The 17526-nt window shown below is 73.3% G+C and carries 11 protein-coding genes; 7 read left to right on the forward strand and 4 right to left on the reverse strand.

Annotated features, from left to right (window positions below; genetic code table 11):
- Nucleotides 1-6: 6 nt before the first annotated feature.
- Nucleotides 7-867 (reverse strand): hypothetical protein, encoded by an 861-nt coding sequence (locus tag ABZ851_RS26015; RefSeq protein ID WP_361131986.1) that lies wholly within the window; start codon nucleotides 865-867, stop codon nucleotides 7-9.
- A gap of 155 nt (nucleotides 868-1022) precedes the next feature.
- Here ABZ851_RS26015 and ABZ851_RS26020 point away from each other — a divergent pair, with 155 nt between their 5' ends.
- Nucleotides 1023-2528 (forward strand): histidine kinase, encoded by a 1506-nt coding sequence (locus ABZ851_RS26020; protein WP_361131989.1) that lies wholly within the window; start codon nucleotides 1023-1025, stop codon nucleotides 2526-2528.
- Between the two features lie 504 nt (nucleotides 2529-3032).
- Here the strand turns inward: ABZ851_RS26020 and ABZ851_RS26025 are convergent.
- A complete protein-coding gene (locus ABZ851_RS26025) occupies nucleotides 3033-3581 on the reverse strand; it encodes an SUKH-3 domain-containing protein (RefSeq protein ID WP_361131992.1) in 549 nt (182 codons plus the stop codon).
- A gap of 8 nt (nucleotides 3582-3589) precedes the next feature.
- Nucleotides 3590-4129, reverse strand: a complete 540-nt coding sequence (locus tag ABZ851_RS26030; protein ID WP_361131995.1) for a YwqJ-related putative deaminase — start codon at nucleotides 4127-4129, stop codon at nucleotides 3590-3592.
- A gap of 321 nt (nucleotides 4130-4450) precedes the next feature.
- Here ABZ851_RS26030 and ABZ851_RS26035 point away from each other — a divergent pair, with 321 nt between their 5' ends.
- From ABZ851_RS26035 to ABZ851_RS26050, 4 genes are all read left to right on the forward strand, one after another.
- Nucleotides 4451-5458: an SMI1/KNR4 family protein gene (locus ABZ851_RS26035; RefSeq protein ID WP_361131998.1), complete on the forward strand. Its 1008-nt coding sequence runs from the start codon at nucleotides 4451-4453 to the stop codon at nucleotides 5456-5458.
- 5 nt (nucleotides 5459-5463) lie between these two features.
- Nucleotides 5464-8463 carry an SUKH-4 family immunity protein gene (locus tag ABZ851_RS26040; RefSeq protein WP_361132001.1) on the forward strand — a complete coding sequence of 1000 codons (3000 nt, stop codon included), beginning with the start codon at nucleotides 5464-5466 and terminating at the stop codon, nucleotides 8461-8463.
- A gap of 263 nt (nucleotides 8464-8726) precedes the next feature.
- Entirely contained in the window at nucleotides 8727-9662 is a 936-nt protein-coding gene (locus ABZ851_RS26045; protein WP_361132034.1) for an LCP family protein, read from the forward strand.
- Nucleotides 9663-9826: 164 nt separating this feature from the next.
- Nucleotides 9827-10870 carry a cellulose-binding protein gene (locus tag ABZ851_RS26050; protein ID WP_361132004.1) on the forward strand — a complete coding sequence of 348 codons (1044 nt, stop codon included), beginning with the start codon at nucleotides 9827-9829 and terminating at the stop codon, nucleotides 10868-10870.
- Nucleotides 10871-10914: 44 nt separating this feature from the next.
- Here the strand turns inward: ABZ851_RS26050 and ABZ851_RS26055 are convergent, their stop codons facing one another.
- Entirely contained in the window at nucleotides 10915-12417 is a 1503-nt protein-coding gene (locus ABZ851_RS26055; protein ID WP_361132037.1) for an MFS transporter, read from the reverse strand.
- A gap of 521 nt (nucleotides 12418-12938) precedes the next feature.
- Here ABZ851_RS26055 and ABZ851_RS26060 point away from each other — a divergent pair.
- The gene (locus ABZ851_RS26060; protein WP_361132040.1) at nucleotides 12939-13514 is read left to right on the forward strand and encodes a phospholipase A2; all 576 of its coding nucleotides are present in this window, start codon (nucleotides 12939-12941) and stop codon (nucleotides 13512-13514) included.
- A gap of 191 nt (nucleotides 13515-13705) precedes the next feature.
- Entirely contained in the window at nucleotides 13706-17251 is a 3546-nt protein-coding gene (gene mfd, locus ABZ851_RS26065) for a transcription-repair coupling factor (RefSeq protein ID WP_361132007.1), read from the forward strand.
- The last annotated feature ends 275 nt before the right edge of the window (nucleotides 17252-17526 follow it).

Genomic DNA, 17526 nt, shown 5'->3' on the forward strand with positions numbered 1-17526 from the left:
ATCCCGCTACGTCGACCGCTCGGCACCACACACTATGCCGTACCACCAGCCTTCAATGCGACGGTATAGGTCGGCGCTTTGCAGGACGCGGATGACCAGACAGCCGTGGTAGCCCTCTCCGGTGTTCTTGCGCACGGTCTTGGGGTTGTGCTTCTTGAGCGTGGTCTTCTGGAACGACGCGGCATCGACGCCGACGAGGTCGGCCCAGTAGCGCTCGGCTGCCGCCGTGTCGGCAGTCGTGTGGATCATGACCCGGAAGGCGATCCGCTCCGGCTCCACGCCGAGCAGCTTCAGCCAGGCCAGGAAGAGCCGGATGACGCCCGGGTCGCTGTTGACGAACTGAACGTGCTCCCGCCGGGCGTACGGCTTGTCCTTGGCGCCCTCGGCCCAGTAGAGGGTGGCACCGGTGAACAGGAGCTCCCGGTCCGACAGGTCGCCGACCTCTTGGGTCGCTGCGCTCTTCGTTTGCCTGCGTTCTCTCTCGCGCACCGCCAACTCGTGCTCCCAGCGCTTCTCGCGGGCGATCCGGGCCTGCTCGGCCGGGGTGCGGCGCGGTGGCGGTTTCGGCAGGTCACGTACCCACAGCGAGATCGAACTCTTCGAGCAGCCCAGTGCGACCTGGATCTCGTCGTAGGTCCTGCCCTCCTTCCGCAGTTGGCGGGCCCGTTCGCGGAGGTCGTCCTTGGCGTTCGGGCGGCGGGTCCAGTCGGGGGCGGGGGTGCCGTCGAGGAGGCGGTTGAGGATGTCGTTGTTGTGGACGTGGAGGCGGTCGCGGATCTGGCGGCGGCTGAGGCCGGCGCGGCGCAGGGCGATGACTTGGGGGCGTAACGCCTCGTAGTCGGGCGGGTGGCGGTGGGTGTTCGGCATGGGAACAGGGTGCCGCGGCCCTGTGTGCGAAGTGGCGAAAATATGGGCGATTCAACAGTTCGAGCGATAACCGGCGGTAAGGGCTGGTAATGGGCCTGGTCTGTGACCGGTAACGGGGCGGGGGATCGGGGGCCGGCGCCCGTAGGCTGGGCGGTATGACCGCGACGGGGGCAAGTGAAGGTGTGGGCGCGCGGGGTGCGCCGGTGGAGGGGCCGTGGTGGTGGGCCCGGCGGCGGAGTGCGGCGCTGGATGTGTTTCTGGCGGTGGCCTCGGCAGCGGAGTGTGTGGCGGAGGGCATCGGTTCCGCGCACGAGGCGCAGGTGCCCGCGCTGCTGGGGGTCGTGCTCGGCCTGCTGACCGGGCCGGTGCTGCTGGTGCGCCGGCGGTGGCCCGTGGTGGTGGTACTGGTCTCGATCGCGGTGATGCCCGCGGAGATGGGCGGGCTGCTGAGCGTGGTGGGGCTGTACACGCTGGCCGCGTCGGATGTGCCGCGCCGGATCACGGCCTTGTTGGCGGGCATGACCGTGGCGGGGACGTTGATGACGACGTTCCTCAGCCTGCGGGAGGACATCGCGGCGCAGCAGGACTTCCATCCGCCGATGTGGTTCGTGCCGTTGATAGCGCTGGCGGTGGGGCTGGTGCTGACGGCGCCGCCGGTGCTGTGGGGGTTGTACATCGCGGCCCGGCGGCGGCTGGTGGAGAGCTTGCGGGAGCGGGCGGACGGTCTGGAGCGGGAGCTGTCGCTGCTGGCGGACCGGGCCGAGGAGCGGGCCGAGTGGGCCCGTAACGAGGAGCGGACCCGGATCGCGCGGGAGATGCACGACGTGGTCGCGCACCGGGTGAGTCTGATGGTGGTGCATGCGGCCGCGCTCCAGGCGGTGGCGCTGAAGGATCCGGAGAAGGCCTCGAAGAACGCGGGGCTGGTGGGCGACATGGGGCGCCAGGCGCTGACGGAGCTGCGGGAGATGCTGGGGGTGTTGCGTACGGCCGAGGGGTCGGCGGGGCGTGGCGCCGCGGCGTCGGGCGCGCCGGAGCGGCTGGCGGCGGTGGCCTCGCAGGCGGGGGCGAAGGCGACGGGGCAGGCGCGGGTGTCCGAGCCGACTGCGGACGGGGCGTCGGCGTCGTCCGTGGTGGCCGGTGGCTCCGGCCCCGGGGCGGCGGCGTCGCCGGTGTCCGGGACGGGGGACGCGGAGGCCGAGGGGCCGTGTCTGACGGAGCTGGCGGATCTGGTGGGCCAGTCCCGGGCGGCCGGGATGGCGGTCGAGCTGACGGTGGAGGGGCTTGCCGAGGAGGCGGCCGCGGAGGACGGGCCCGCGGGGGAGGGGGCGCCGGCCGTGGCCGGGCGCCGGTATGCGGCGCGGGTGGAGCGGGCCGTGTACCGCGTGGTGCAGGAGGCCCTCACGAATGTGCACAAGCATGCGCCGGGCGCGCGGGCGCGGGTGCGGCTGGCCCACCGGGACGGCGAGCTCGCCGTGCAGGTGGAGAACGGTCCCTGCGAGGGTGGCGCGGCCGATGCGGGGCTGCCGAGCGGCGGCAACGGCCTGGTGGGGATGCGGGAGCGGGTGACGGCGCTGGGGGGCGTGTTCGTCTCGGGGCCGACGGAGGCGGGGGGTTTCCGGGTCTCAGCGGTGCTCCCGGCCGCATGGCCGGCCATCGATTGAACCGGTCGCCTACGGCGGGTGGGTGCCTGCCTTCGGCGGGGGTGGGTGTGTGGGGTGGGGCCCCGGTTGCGGTGTGGTGGGTGGCGGGGGCAGGGGCTCCGGGGTGTGTTGTCGGACTGCTTCGCTTTACGTCCGACAACACACCCCTCCGCCCCTGCCCCCTCCCGTAGTTGTGGGACCCCACCCCGGTGGAGGTGAACGAAAAGACCAAAGACCCCAAGCATCAGCTTCGCCACGGCGCGGCCGAGGTTCTGGTTTTTGAAAACCCTCACCCCACCGGGCGGGGGTCGCCGTCCGAGCGGGAGGTGGTGGGCCGGAGGGGCCTGTGTGGTGGACGTAAAGCGAAGCAGTCCACCACACAGGCCCCGGAGGCCCGCCACCGGCACCACCACGAACAGCAAGCGGCCCCCGCCCAAACCCACCACCCCGCCGAAGGCGAAACGCGGCCCCCGCCCGAACACCACCCCCGCCGGAGGCGGGAAAAGAACCCGGAGAACCCCGGCGTCAGCCGGACACGGCGAGCCGACCAGGCCTCGTCCCCAGCACCAGCGTGCCGAGCGCGCTGTCGAGGTCGGGGCCCAGGTACCAGTCGCCGGTGTGGTCGAGGCTGTAGACGCGGCCTTCGGCGTCGATGGCGAGGGTGGCCTGGCCGTAGGTGGTGCCGTTGGTGGTGAGTTCTTCGCGGCCGAGGGGGGCCACGTCGGTCTCCAGTGCGCGGCCGAGGTCGCCGAGGGTGCGGGCGAGGTGGAGCCCGTGCAGGGGGTTGATGGTGAACGGGGTGGGGGCGATGTGGCGCCCGGCGCCGGGGCCGGCGATGCGCAGGTCGCCGAATTCGGCCCAGGCCTCGACGGCGGCGGCGAAGACGGTGTGGCGGTGGCCGGCGGGGGAGGCGTGGGCGCGGAGGGTGTCGGCCCAGTGCTCGGCCTGCTGTATGTCCCAGCGGCCGGGCTGCCAGCCGGCTTCCTGGAGGGCGACGTCGACGGCGGCGGGGAAGCGGGTCGAGTCGGCGCGGTCGTGGGCCGGGGTGCGGGGGCCGGGGGTGGTGGGCGGCATGGTGGCGGTCAGCTTCCTGTGGGCGCGGTGCCGCTGATGGGCATGACGCCGAAGTGGGCGAGGAGTGCGTCGCAGGAGCGACAGGGCGGGGCGTAGCTGCCGTGCTGGGGGTCGCCGTCCTCGCGGATGTGGCGTGCGGTGATCTTGGAGTGTTTCAGGGAGCGGCGGGCTTCGCCATTGGTGAGGGGTTTGCGGGAGGCGCGTTTGCCGCGGTTGCCCTCGACGGCGGTGAGGTGACGCGAGAGCAGGACGGCTTCGGGGCAGCGCCCGGTGAAACGTTCGCGCTGTGCGGTGGCGAGGGCGTCGAGGAAGTCCTGGACCAGCGGGTGCAGCGCGGGGGGCTGTTCGGCCTTGCTCGCGGTGCAGGTGAGGGTTTGTCCGCGTACGGACAAGGCGGCGCCGACGGTGGGGAGGATGCCGTCGCGGCGGTGGTGGAGGGCGGGCGCGCGATGGTCGTCGGTGGTGCCGCTCCAGCCGATGCGTGGGTCGCCGCCGGCAGTGCGGGGATCGCCCGCGGCTGAGTTGTGGTGGCGTGCGGTGGTGCTCATGGTGGTGCTTTCCCTCCCCGAATCCCCGTGGTACTGGGGGTCTCCCCGCCAAAGGTGGGGGAGGGTCAGCCTGCCAAATGTGCTGGGTGTTGCGGTAGTCGGGCGGCCTGTCGGCGATGTCACGGTGAGCTGACGGGGCGTCGGGCACGGCGGAACGCGGCTGGTGGGCGGGGTGGTGCGCGGGGGGCTCGGGGGTGGTGTGCCGGTGGGTGACGCCGGTGTGTCGCGGGGCTGACGTGTGGAGGCAGGCGGGCGGGGGCGGGTGTTGCGGTACGGCATAGGCTGTGCCCCAAAGCCAGCTTCAGCCAGGGGGCAACCGCGATGACGACAGGTCGGCAAGGGCTGGGGGCACACCCCGGCCCCCAGGTGGTGGGAGGTACCGCCCCACCGAATGCGGCCTATGCCGGACAGGTCGTGCATTTTCCGGACCCGGTCCGCGCCACGCGGTACCCCGCCGGGGTGCGGATGGACGCCCGCGGTTTCCCGGAGTTCTCGCCGTACGCCCGCGCCGCGGCGGAGATCGCCGAGCCGCCGGAGGGTTTCGGCGTCGATGAGCTGCGGCTGACGGACTATGTGTCGGCGAACGCGGCCCTGCACGCGCAGGGCCACGAGCTGTGGATAGACGTGCCGGCCGTGGCGACGCCGCACGGCTGGACCTGGCACCACGTGGCCGGTACCCGGCGGATGGAGCTGATCCCGGTCGAGGTGAAGGCGCTGTTGCGTCATCATGGCGGGCTGGCGACGGCCGCGGTGGCGCACGACCGGCGTGGTACCCGGCCGCTGCAGGAGACCCGGCCGGTGCATTTCGGGCTGCCGCACCGTGAGCTGTCGGTGGGTGAGGAGCAGGTGGCGCAGGCCGAGGAGGCGCTGGGTTATCGGCTGCCGGGTGCCTACCGCTCATTCCTGAAAGCCGCGGGCGGCTGCGCTCCGGTGGGCGCGGCGCTGGACGCGGAGTTGGGGCTGCTGGTCGACCAGCCGTTCTTCACGGTGCGCGATGACGCGGCGGTCAACGACCTGCTCTATGTGAACAAGTGCCTGCGGGACCACTTCACCAAGGACTACCTGGGCGTGGCGTTCGTCCAGGGCGGTGTGCTCGCGGTGAAGGTGCGCGGCGAGGCGCTGGGTTCGGTGTGGTTCTGCCCGTACGACGATGCGCGGGATCAGGACGGCTGGGCGGTGCAGGAGCGGGTGGAGCGGCTGCTGTTGCCGTGCGGCGCGGATTTCGATGACTTTCTGCAGCGGCTGGTGGGCAATCCGCCGGAGCTGGACACCGTGGCGAACCTGATGGTCGACGGCGGTTTTGCGTACGCGGTTGCGGTGGGGGGCTGAGCACGGTGGTGACGTTCGCGCAGGCGCAGGAGCGCGCGGAGCTGTGGGTGAACGGTGACGTCCCGGCGCCGATGCATCGTGAGGTGCGGGTGCGGGAGTTCGATCTGGGCTTCGTGGCCTGGGCCGAGGACCGGGAGGGCGGTCCGTCGACGGATGGCGGACGGGCCCGGATGGTGATCGCGCGGGACAGCGGGGAGACGACGCTGTGGCCCGGGCTGCCGGTGGGTGAGGTGATCCGGCGTTACGAGGAGGCGTACGGCGCCCCCGTGGACGGCGGGTACGGCGCGGCCGAGGCGCCGCCGCAGCGGATCGATCTGGAAGCCACGTCGTTTCTGCTGACGCCGCCGGAGTGGCTGCAGGAGGTGGCGGACACGATCGGCGGGCCGGGCCTGCGGGGGGCCGGGGGCACGGGTGCCGGGGGTGCGGGCGCTGCGGGTGCGGCGCCGGAGGTTTCCCCGGCGGTTTCCCCCGAGGCTTCTCCGTCGCCCGCGTCCGCACCCGCGCCCGCACCCGCACCCGATGCCGCGTCGTCGGCTTCGGATGCCTGGGCGGGCGTGAACGTCAACGGCGCCGAGGGCGCGGCAGCCCCCGCGGGGGAGGAGACGCCGGGCGCGCCGACGCCGTGGGCCGGGGCGGACACGACCGCCGGGGCGGGGGGCGAGGACCGCTCCGTGGGGCTGCCCGCGACGGTCTTCGCGCCGCCGCTGGCCGGTTTCGACGAGGAGGACGACGCCCCGCAGGTGCCCCGCGCCCGGCCGGAGGCGAAGACCGAGCTGCTGCACGGCGGCAGTCAGTTGCCGCGTACGCAGGTGGCGCCCGCGCTGGACCTGCCGGGGCAGGCCGGGCCCCTTGCCGGGCCCGGTGCGGGCCCCGAGGCAGGCACCGGGGCAGGCCCCGGGGCCGGTCAGGCGCGCCCGGCCGGCGGGCCGGAGGGCGCCCCCCTGCCGCCGCCGATGCCTGCCGCGCCGCCCGCCGCCGCGGGGCTGCCGGATCTGCCGCCGCCGTCCGGCCCGCCGGTCGTCGACGTACCGCCGCCGCCGGGTGCCGCTGCGCCCGGTCCCGGGACGCCGCCCGCGCCGCCCGTGGGTGGTGGGGACGCCGGGGTGCATGCCGCGGCGACGATGCTGGCCGATGGTGCGTCCCTGCCCGGTAATGCCGCCGCCGCTCCGCCGCCGCCTCCCGGTGTGCCCGGCCCCGGTGCGTCTGGTGCGTCCGCTGCGTCCGGAGCCCCGGCCGGTGGCTACGTACCGACGCAGATGGTCTCGCAGCTGGATGCGGCGGAGCTGGATCTCAGTGCGGTGGACGGGCCGGGCGGGACGGACGGGCCGGGTGCGGCTGGTGGCCCCGTCGGGGCCGGCGCTTCCGGTTCGCCTTCCCCTTCCCCTTCCCCTTCCTCCCCTTCCCCTTCCGGTGGCACGGGTGCCCCCGCCGCGGGTGCCCCCGCCGCGGGTGGTACCGGTGGCGGTGGGGTGCATGCCGCGGCGACGATGCTCGCCGACGGTGCGTCGCTGCAGGCCGGTCTCGCGGGTGCCGGCGGGGCGGGCGCCCACGGGCCGGGCGGGGGAACCGGGGGCCCCGGTGTGCCGCCGCCCGCGCCTCCCGGCCCGCCGGGTGCGCCCAAGCCGCCCGGTCCCCCCGGTGCGCCCAAGCCTCCCGGCCCGCCCGGCAGGCCCACCGCGTCCGCGGGCGGCCGGGGCTCCGGCAGCCCGGACGGCCCGCCTCCGCCGCCGCCCTCCGCACCACCCGCCGCGGGTGGCGCCGGCGGCGGTGGGGTGCATGCCGCGGCGACGATGCTCGCCGACGGTGCGTCGCTGCAGGCCGGTCTCGCGGGTGCCGGCGGGGCGGGCGCCCATGGGCCCGGTGGCGGTACCGGTGGCCCCGGTATGCCGCCGGCGGCCGGCCCCGTCGCCCCGCCCCAGGCGCCGCCCGGCCCGCCCGCGCCCGCGCAGGGACCGCCCGGAGCCCAGCAGGGCCCCGGCGGCAGTGGCGGGTACGGCTATCCGCAGGCGCCCAGCGGTCAGCCGACCGTGGGACCGGGCTATATGGCCGTACTGAGCTATCGCGCGCCGGACGGCTCCGAGCAGAAGATCGTGCGTCGTTCGGCGCCCGGTACGCCGCATCCGGAGTGGCAGCTGCTGCACGAGCTGCGCGGGATGAACGTTCCCCCGCAGCAGGTGCTGGAGCTGCACACGGAGCTGGAGTGCTGCGATCTGCCGGGTGGCTACTGCGCCCGGATGATCCGGGAGACCTGGCCGCAGGTGCGGATCAGCCACACCGCCGCGTACGGCAGGGACCATGCCTCGCGCCAGCAGGGCGTACGGCATCTCGTCGAGCATCAGGGCGAGTTGCACCAGGTCGCGGACGGTCCGGCGCGGCCGGCGCCGGTGCGGGTGCCGTTGCCGCATCCGTCGCAGGTGCAGCCGGTGCCCCCGGTGCCGCCGCAGGCGATCGGTCAGGAGCTGGAGCAGGCGTTCGGGCCGCAGGGGATCTTCCGTTTCGATCAGCGGGCGGTCTCCCGGCACGGCGTGCCCGAGGTGGTGGCGCAGACGCTGGTGTGGTCCGGGCTGCCGGTCGACTTCGGGCCGTTCTTCTGGGCGCAGGCGCAGCCGGGCCGTCCGGTGCCGACGCTGGCGGAGCTGGCGGCGGAGCGGATGGTGCAGCCCGCCTCGGATGCCGGGTCGTACCTGGTGATGGGCAATGACTTCGGCCGTCAGCTGTGTGTGCAGTACGGGACCGCGCACATCGTGGCGGTGCCGATGGAGGCCGGCCCTGGCGGTGCGCCCGCGACGCCGCAGTTCGTGAACTCCGGTCTGCCGGAGTTCGTGCGCTGCCTGGCGATGCTGGGGCGGATGTGGCGGCTGCGGTACGGGCTGACGCCCGAGCAGGCGGGCCGCTGGACCGTCGACTTCCAGGCGCAGCTGGTCGCACTGGACCCGCCGGCGCTGGGTTCGCCGGAGACCTGGTGGTCGGTGCTGCTGGAGCAGATGTGGGACGGGCTGCTGTAGGGGAGGTGACGGCGCTCCCCGGGCGGCGGCGGGCTCCGCGGTAGCGGCATGGTCAGGGCGTTCGACGAGCGGGACGGGCCGGGTGCCCCGACCATGCGTATATGGGCCGTCCGATACCCCCGTTGTCGCAGCCGCCGTCGTCGACGCCGACGACGCGGTACCGGGCGGGGCGCCCGCGCTGGTGGCACCGGCGGCGGACGGACAGGTCGCTGCGCGGTCCCGGCCCGGCCCGGCGCCGCTGGGCGTGGCTCGTCTGGCTCCTGGTGTCACTGCTGGTGCTGGCCGTGGTGGTGGTCGCGATCGGGGCGTGGCTGTACGTCTCGGCGGGGCGGCAGCTGCGGCACAAGGACGCGCTGGCCGACTACCCGGGGCGGCCGCCCGCGGGCAAGGGCACGAACTGGCTGCTGATCGGCTCGGACAGCCGCGGCGCGCTGACCCCGCAGCAGCGCAGGGAACTGCACGTCGGCAACAACGAGGTGCGGAACACCGACACGATCATGGTGCTGCACTACGGCGATCACGGACCGTCGCTGGTCAGCCTGCCGCGCGACAGCTATGTGCCGATACCCGGCCACGGCAACCGCAAGATCAACGAGGCCTATGCCGACGGCGGGCCCCAGCTGCTCACCCGAACGGTGGAGCAGGCGACCGGGCTGCGGATGGAGCACTATGCCGAGGTGAATTTCCTGGGGTTCGTGCAGGTCGTGGACGCCCTGGACGGTGTGCGGCTGTGTCTGGACAAGCCGCTGCGGGACGAGAAGTCGGGGGCCGACTTCGCGGCGGGCTGCCGGCGGATGAACGGCGCCCAGGCGCTGGCGTTCGTACGGGCCCGGTACACCGACCCCGACGGTGACCTCGGACGGGTGAAGCGCCAGCGGCAATTGCTCGGTGCGGTTGCCGACGAGATGGCTTCCCCGGACGTCCTGCTCGATCCGTCCCGGCTGCAGCGGGTGCTGCGCACCTCGCTGGCGGCGCTGACCGTGGACCGGGGGGCCGACATGGCGCGGGTGCTGGATATGGGCTGGTCGATGAAGCAGATCGCCGGCGGCGGCGGGACGGCGACGACGGTTCCGGTGGTGCGGCCCGGGGTGATGGTGAGCGGTGTGGGGTCGGTGCTGCAGTGGAACGAAACCGGGGCGAGGCGGTTGTTCCAGGCGCTGCGCGCAGATGATCGGATTCCGACTTCTGGCGATAAATGACGCATCCTGGTGGGTGGGTTGGCCGGGGTGTCGCGAGGCTGCGGCGTTCGGTGCGATCCGCGGGAAGTGCGGGTCACTGCACGGGGCTGCACGGAATCATGCGAATGGAAGCGGAACGCTGCGGGGCGCGCGGCTGCTGTGCGCGGCGGAGAGGGGCTTGAGGGATGAGTGCATCGGTTTCGCCTCACGGGTTCGAGGCCGTACGAGGGCGTGGCTACCGGCCGGATGATGTGGACCGCCGGGTCACGGGGCTCTCGGTGGACCGCGACTCCTGCTGGGAGCGCGCCGCACGGCTCACCGTCCTGCACAACCAGATGGAGGCCGAACTCGCGGAGCTGCGCGCCTATCTGGCGCAGCAGCCGCCGCAGACGTATGAATCGCTCGGCAGCGAGGCCCGGCTGATCCTGACGACCGCGGAGTCCGAGGCGGCCCGGCTGCGGGCCGAGGCGGAGCAGGCGGCCGAGCGGATGCGGGGCGAGGCCGCCGTCCACGCGGACGACGTCCGGGACGCGGCCGAGCGGGCGGCCCATGAGCTGAGGGCCGAGGCGGATACCCGGGCCCGGCGCACGGAGCGGGCCGCACGCGGGGAGGCCACCGAACTGGCGGCCGTCGCTGCCGAGGACGCCGAGCGGCTGCGGAGCGAGGCGGCCGAGGGGCTGGCGGAGGTGCGGCGGCGCACCGCGCAGTTGCTCAGCGACCAGGAGCAGCGGCAGACGGACGAGTGGGACGCGGCCGGGCGGGAACTCGCGGAGCTGGAGGCGGAGACGGACCGGTGCGTCGCGGAGCTGGACGCCCGCGGGAAGGCCCTCCGCGCCGACGCCCGGCGGCTGTACGCGGAGGCGGAGGAGACCGCCCGGCACCGTCAGGAGGACGGCGAGGACCGCGCCGCCGGACTCCTGGCCCACGCCCGCGCGGAGGAGGAGCGCATCGAGCGGGCCACGGAGCGGATCCTGCGCCAACACGACGCGGAGCGCGAGGAGGTGCGCGTCCATATGACCCATGTCCGCAACAGCCTGGCGGTGCTCACGGGGAAGGCGCCGGCGGCGGAGGGCGGCGACGAGGGCGCCGGGAGTACCACGGAGGGCGGCGGACGGAACGAGGGCGCCGGCGCCGCCGTCGGTTGTGGCATCGGCTCCGGTCCCGGCTCCGACGAGGACGACACCCTGGAGACGCAGGTGCCCCGTCGGCGCGGCGGCCCGGGCGCCTGACCGCACCGCCTCCCGCCCCGGCCCGTCGGCCACTTCCCGCCCGGCTACGTCGCGCCCGGCTCCCCCTCGCCCGTCCCGCGGGCGTCCGAGTGCACCGGGAAGCGCCGCGGTGCCAGCAGCAACAGCGCGGCCAGCGCGAGCCCGGCGGCCGCGGCGGCGCCGAGGTAGACGTGGTCGACCGTGGTGTCGACGGCGTGGCGGAGGTAGTCGGTGGCACGGGCGGTGAGGGCGCCGGGGTGCTGGAGGGCGTGGGAGACCGCGTCCAGGTCACCGGGCAGGCCGGGGCGGATGTCCGAAGGGGCGTGCGCCAGACGGTCGTTGAGGGTGGCGTTGGCGAGGGCGCCGAAGAGCGCGGCACCGAGGGACTGGCCGACCTGGCGGCAGAAGAGTATGGAGGCGGTGGCGGTGCCGCGCTCGGCGTAGCCGACCGAGGACTGGACGCCGATGATCAGCGGGAGCTGGAAGAGGCCGAGGGCGGCGCCGAGCGCCAGCATGATCAGGGCGGGCTGCCAGGCGGCGCCCGGGTAGGGCAGCAGGGGGAAGGCGAGCAGGACCAGACCGGCCCCGCCGATGCCGAGCGCCGCGCAGCTGCGGATGCCGAGGCGGTTGTAGACGTGGCTGCTGAGGGCGGCCGAGACCGGCCAGCTCAGGGTCATGGCGGACAGTACGAAGCCGGCGGCCGTCGGGCCCAGGCCCAGTACCGACTGCGCGTAGGTGGGCAGGAACACGGTCGGCGCGACCATCAGCAGGCCCAGGGCGCCGAGGGCGAGGTTGACGGCCGAGATGGTGCGGCGGCGCCAGACCCAGCCGGGGATGATCGGTTCCGCGGCCCGGCGTTCGATGAGGACGGTGACCGTGGCGCACAGCGCACTGCCGGCGAACAGCAGCAGCGACGGCGTGGAGCACCAGGACCAGGCCACCCCGCCCTGGACCAGGGCGGTCAGCAGCAGCCCGCCACAGGCGAAGATCGCCAGCGCGCCGGGCCAGTCGACCCGGGGCCGGCGGGCCCGCCGGCCGTGCCGGTCCCGCTCCGGCTCGGAGAAGTACCGCACGATCAGCAAGAGGGCCACCGTGCCCACCGGCACATTGACCAGGAAGATCCACCGCCAGTCGGCGCAGGCGGCGAGCAGTCCGCCCAGCGCGGGCCCGGCGACCGAGGAGACGGCCCAGACGCTGGAGAGCCTGGCCTGGATCCTGGGGCGTTCCTTCATCGGGTAGAGGTCGGCGGCGATGGTCTGGACGGTGCCCTGGAGGGCGCCGCCGCCCAGGCCCTGGAGTACGCGGAAGGCGATCAGCGAGGCCATGTTCCAGGCGCCCGCGCAGGCCAGCGAACCGGCGAGGAAGAGCACGATGCCGGTGATGAGGATGGGCTTGCGGCCGAAGGTGTCGGAGAGCTTGCCGTAGACGGGCAGGGTGACGGTGACGGCCAGCAGGTAGCCGGAGAAGAGCCAGGAGAAGACCGCGAAGCCGCCCAGGTCACCGACGATCTGGGGAATGGCGGTGGCGATGATCGTCGAGTCGAGGGCGGCCAGCGCCATAGCGAGCATGAGGGCGGCGACGACGGGGCGGCGCCGCGGGTCCGCGGGCGCCGGTCCCGCCGTCCGCGGGGCCTCGGGTGCGCTCTGGCCGGCCGGTCGCGCGCTGTTGCTCACCGTTCCCCCTCCGTGGGACCTTCCGCAGGTCCTTGTACGTTGCACCCTTCCATGCGCGGGGCGGAGTGCGGAACCGCGCATCCGGGCCGGCGGCGGCCCGGCGGGCTCCGGGGTGCGGCGCGTCGGCGGTTGGGAAGCCAGGGGTGTTCCAGATCACAACAGGGCGTACGTGCGGGGAGTTTGCGTGCATCGCATCCCTTTTGCGAACGAAGCCTATTCAGGCATAGTGGCCAAAATGTTCCCTCATCTCCCATGTCAGGCCTTGCGGAATGCAGGGTTCCCTGGATGGATGCCCGGGCATTTCCTTTAATTCCCTCTGCTGAGCCGTGCTGTCGCGCTATTTTCCTCCCTGAAGCCGATTTCGGATACGGCTTCCCATGCAGCATGAAATCGGGGAAGGAAAACAAGTGAACACGATGCGGACCTCTTTCGGAGGTGTCGTACTGGCCGGTGTGCTCGCTCTGGGGACGGCGGCACCCGCGCTCGCCGAGGCGCCGGCGAAGGCGGCGGTCACGACCGGGCCGTCCGCCGTGACGCAGCAGATCTCCGCGGTGGACGTGGCCGGTCCCGCGGTCGGCGGGGCGTACCGGCTGAAGAAGCTCAAGTCGCTGACCAGCAAGGGGCAGGCGTCCCGGGACGACTGGTTCAAGTACCTCGGGCTGTACCGCTCGGGCTCGAACTACTTCCGGTTCAACTGGAGCACCAACGGCTGCAACAGCTCGCCGGAGAAGCTGCCGGGCGGCTACGACTTCACCTACTCCTGCCACCGCCACGACTTCGGTTACCGCAATTACAAAACAATTGTGGGGAAGACGGCCTGGCGCCGGGACCACAAGAAGCGCATCGACGACGTATTCCTGCAGGACATGCGCCAGGCCTGCCAGTACAAGCCCTGGGCCGACCCGCTCACCCCGGCGATGCGGAAGAAAATGAAGGCCGCCTGCCTCAAGAGCGCGGACAAGTACTACGCCGCGGTCCGGGTCCTCGGCTGACCGGTCCCGCTCCCGGCTGACGGCTCGCGCCGCGGCCGGGAACACCGCCCCGGCGCGCGCTGTCCGCCGCGCCGGGGCCCTCCCGGGCATGCGGCCCGCCCGGGTGGCGGGCGGGCGTACGCTTGGCAGCCCCGGCCCGTGAGACGTGTCGGGCTGCTGCGTTGTTCGCCTCGCTGGGACGGAATCTTCTGATGAGCCTGACTGGTCTGCTCGACGCCGTCGTACGGGACCCGGCGCTCGCCGAAGCGCTGCAGGCCGCGGCCGACGGGAACCGGCCGCACGTGGACCTGGTGGGGCCGCCCGCCGCCCGCCCGCTCGCGGTCGCCGCGCTGGCCCGGCAGGCCGGACGCCCGGTGCTCGCGGTGACCGCCACCGGCCGGGAGGCGGAGGATCTCGCCGCCACGCTGCGCAGCCTGATGCCGGCCGGCGAGGACAACTCCGTCGTGGAGTTCCCGTCCTGGGAGACGCTGCCGCACGAGCGGCTGTCGCCGCGCTCGGACACCGTCGGCCGCCGCCTGGCGGTGCTGCGCCGGCTCGCCCACCCGCGCGCCGACGACCCGGCGGCAGGCCCCGTCTCCGTCGTCGTCGCCCCCATCCGCTCCGTGCTCCAGCCGCAGGTCAAGGGCCTGGGCGACCTGGAGCCCGTGAGCCTGCGCACCGGGCAGAGCGCCGACCTCGAAGAGATCGTCGACGCCCTGGCGGCGGCCGCGTACGCCCGCGTCGAGCTGGTCGAGAAGCGCGGGGAGTTCGCGGTCCGCGGCGGGATCCTGGACGTCTTCCCGCCGACCGAGGAGCACCCGCTGCGGGTGGAGTTCTGGGGCGACGACGTCGAGGAGATCCGCTACTTCAAGGTCGCCGACCAGCGGTCCCTGGAGGTCGCCGAGCACGGCCTGTGGGCGCCGCCGTGCCGTGAGCTGCTGCTGACCGACACCGTCCGGGAGCGGGCGGCGGTGCTCGCCGAGAAGCATCCCGAACTGGGCGAACTGCTCGGCAAGATCGCCGAGGGGATCGCCGTCGACGGCATGGAGTCGCTGGCCCCGGTCCTGGTGGACGACATGGAGCTGCTGCTGGACGTGCTGCCGGCCGGGAGCATGACGCTGGTGTGCGACCCGGAGCGGGTGCGTACCCGGGCCGCCGACCTGGTGGCGACCAGCCAGGAGTTCCTGCAGGCGTCCTGGGCGGCCGGCGCCGGCGGGGGCCAGGCACCGATCGACGTGGGCGCGGCCTCCCTGTGGGGCCTCGCGGATGTCCGGGACCGGGCGCGCGAGCTGGGAATGATGTGGTGGTCGGTCAGCCCCTTCGCGTCCGGCGAGGAGCCGGCGGGCGACGGCGACACCCTCAAGCTCGGTATGCACGCCCCCGACACCTACCGCGGTGACACCCAGCGGGCGCTGGCCGACACCAAGCAGTGGCTGGCGGACGGCTGGCGCACGCTGTTCCTCACCGAGGGACACGGCCCGGCGGCCCGCACGGTCGAGGTCCTCGGCGGCGAGGGCATCCCGGCCCGCCTCGACGCCGACCTCGCGGAGCTCTCCCCGTCACTCGTCCATGTCTCCTGCAGCACCCTCGACAACGGCTTCATCGACCCGGGCCTCCGGATCGCCGTCCTCACCGAGACCGACCTCTCCGGCCAGAAGGCGGCCGGCAAGGACGGCGCCCGGATGCCGGCCCGCCGCCGCAAGACCATCGACCCGCTGACCCTGGAAGCCGGCGACTTCATCGTCCACGAGCAGCACGGTGTCGGCCGCTACATCGAGATGGTGCAGCGCACGGTCCAGGGCGCCACCCGCGAATACCTCCTCGTCGAGTACGCGCCCGCCAAGCGCGGCCAGCCCGGCGACCGCCTCTACATCCCCACCGACCAGCTCGAACAGGTCACCAAGTACGTGGGCGGCGAGGCCCCCACCCTGCACCGGCTCGGCGGCGCCGACTGGACCAAGACCAAGGCGCGCGCCAAGAAGGCCGTCAAGGAGATCGCCGCCGACCTCATCAAGCTGTACTCCGCGCGGATGGCGGCGCCCGGCCACACCTTCGGCCCGGATACCCCCTGGCAGCGCGAGCTGGAGGACGCCTTCCCGTACGCGGAGACGCCCGACCAGCTCTCCACCATCGCCGAGGTCAAGGAGGACATGGAGAAGTCCGTCCCCATGGACCGCCTGATCTGCGGCGACGTCGGCTACGGCAAGACGGAGATCGCGGTCCGCGCCGCCTTCAAGGCCGTCCAGGACGGCAAGCAGGTGGCGGTCCTGGTCCCGACCACGCTGCTCGTGCAGCAGCACCTCGGCACCTTCACCGAGCGCTACGGCCAGTTCCCGGTCAACGTCCGGGCGCTGTCCCGCTTCCAGACCGACGGCGAGGCCAAGGCCGTCCTCGAAGGGCTGCGCGACGGCTCCGTCGACCTCGTCATCGGCACCCACCGGCTGTTCTCCTCGGAGACCAAGTTCAAGGACCTGGGCCTGGTCATCGTCGACGAGGAGCAGCGCTTCGGCGTCGAGCACAAGGAGCAGCTGAAGAAGCTGCGCGCCAACGTCGACGTCCTGACCATGTCCGCGACGCCCATCCCGCGCACCCTGGAGATGGCGGTGACGGGCATCCGCGAGATGTCCACGATCACCACCCCGCCCGAGGAGCGCCACCCGGTCCTCACCTTCGTCGGCCCCTACGAGCAGAAGCAGATCGGCGCCGCCATCCGCCGGGAACTCCTGCGCGAGGGCCAGGTCTTCTACATCCACAACCGCGTCGAGTCGATCGACCGCGCCGCCGCCCGGCTCCGCGAGATCGTGCCGGAGGCCCGGATCCAGACCGCCCACGGGCAGATGGGCGAATCGCAGCTGGAGCAGGTCGTCGTCGATTTCTGGGAGAAGAAGTTCGACGTGCTGGTCTCGACGACGATCGTCGAATCGGGCATCGACATCTCCAACGCCAACACCCTGATCGTCGAGCGCGGCGACAACTTCGGCCTCTCCCAGCTCCACCAGCTGCGCGGCCGGGTGGGCCGCGGCCGCGAGCGCGGCTACGCCTACTTCCTCTACCCGCCGGAGAAGCCGCTGACCGAGACCGCCCACGAGCGGCTGGCGACCATCGCCCAGCACACCGAGATGGGTGCGGGCATGTACGTCGCCATGAAGGACCTGGAGATCCGCGGCGCGGGCAACCTCCTCGGCGGCGAGCAGTCCGGCCATATCGCCGGCGTCGGCTTCGACCTCTACGTACGGATGGTGGGCGAGGCGGTCGCCGACTACCGCGCCTCCCTGGAAGGCGGCGTGGAGGAGGAGCCCCCGCTCGAGGTCAAGATCGAGCTCCCCGTCGACGCCCATGTCCCGCACGACTACGCCCCCGGCGAGCGGCTGCGCCTGCAGGCCTACCGCGCCATCGCCTCCGCCTCCTCGGAGGAGGACATCGCGGCCGTCCGCGAGGAGCTGGTCGACCGCTACGGCAAGCTGCCCGAGCCCGTCGAGAACCTGCTGCTGGTCGCCGGGCTGCGGATGCTCGCCCGCGCATGCGGGGTCTGTGACATCACGCTCCAGGGCTCCAACATCCGCTTCGGCCCCGTGGAGTTGCGCGAATCCCAGGAGCTGCGGCTCAAGCGGCTCCACCCCCGTACGGTCCTCAAGCCGGCTACCCGTCAGATCCTGGTACCACGTCCCGCCACCGGCAAGATCGGCGGCAAGCCGTTGGTGGGGCGCGAGCTGCTGGCGTGGGTGGGGGAGTTCCTGACGACCGTTCTGGGCTCGTAGCCGTTTTGGGCTCGTAGCCGTTTTGGGCTCGTAGCCCTGCTTCCCACGTTGTCGGGTGCGGCGCCGTTCGCCTCCGGCGGGGTGGGTGGGGGTTGGGCCGGGGGCCGCCGCTTGCTGTTCGTGGTGGGTGCCGGTGGCGGGCCTCCGGGGGTGGGTGTGCGGACTGCTTCGCTTTACGTCCGCACACCCACCCCCTCCGGGGCCCCCCCCCCCCCCCCGGCCGGGGACCCCCCCCCCGGGGGGGTGTCGGGTGGTAAAATGCAGTATCCGGGGCC

Origin of the sequence: Streptomyces sp. NPDC047049 (genome assembly GCF_040643995.1) — a bacterium.
GTDB lineage: Bacteria > Actinomycetota > Actinomycetes > Streptomycetales > Streptomycetaceae > Streptomyces > Streptomyces mooreae.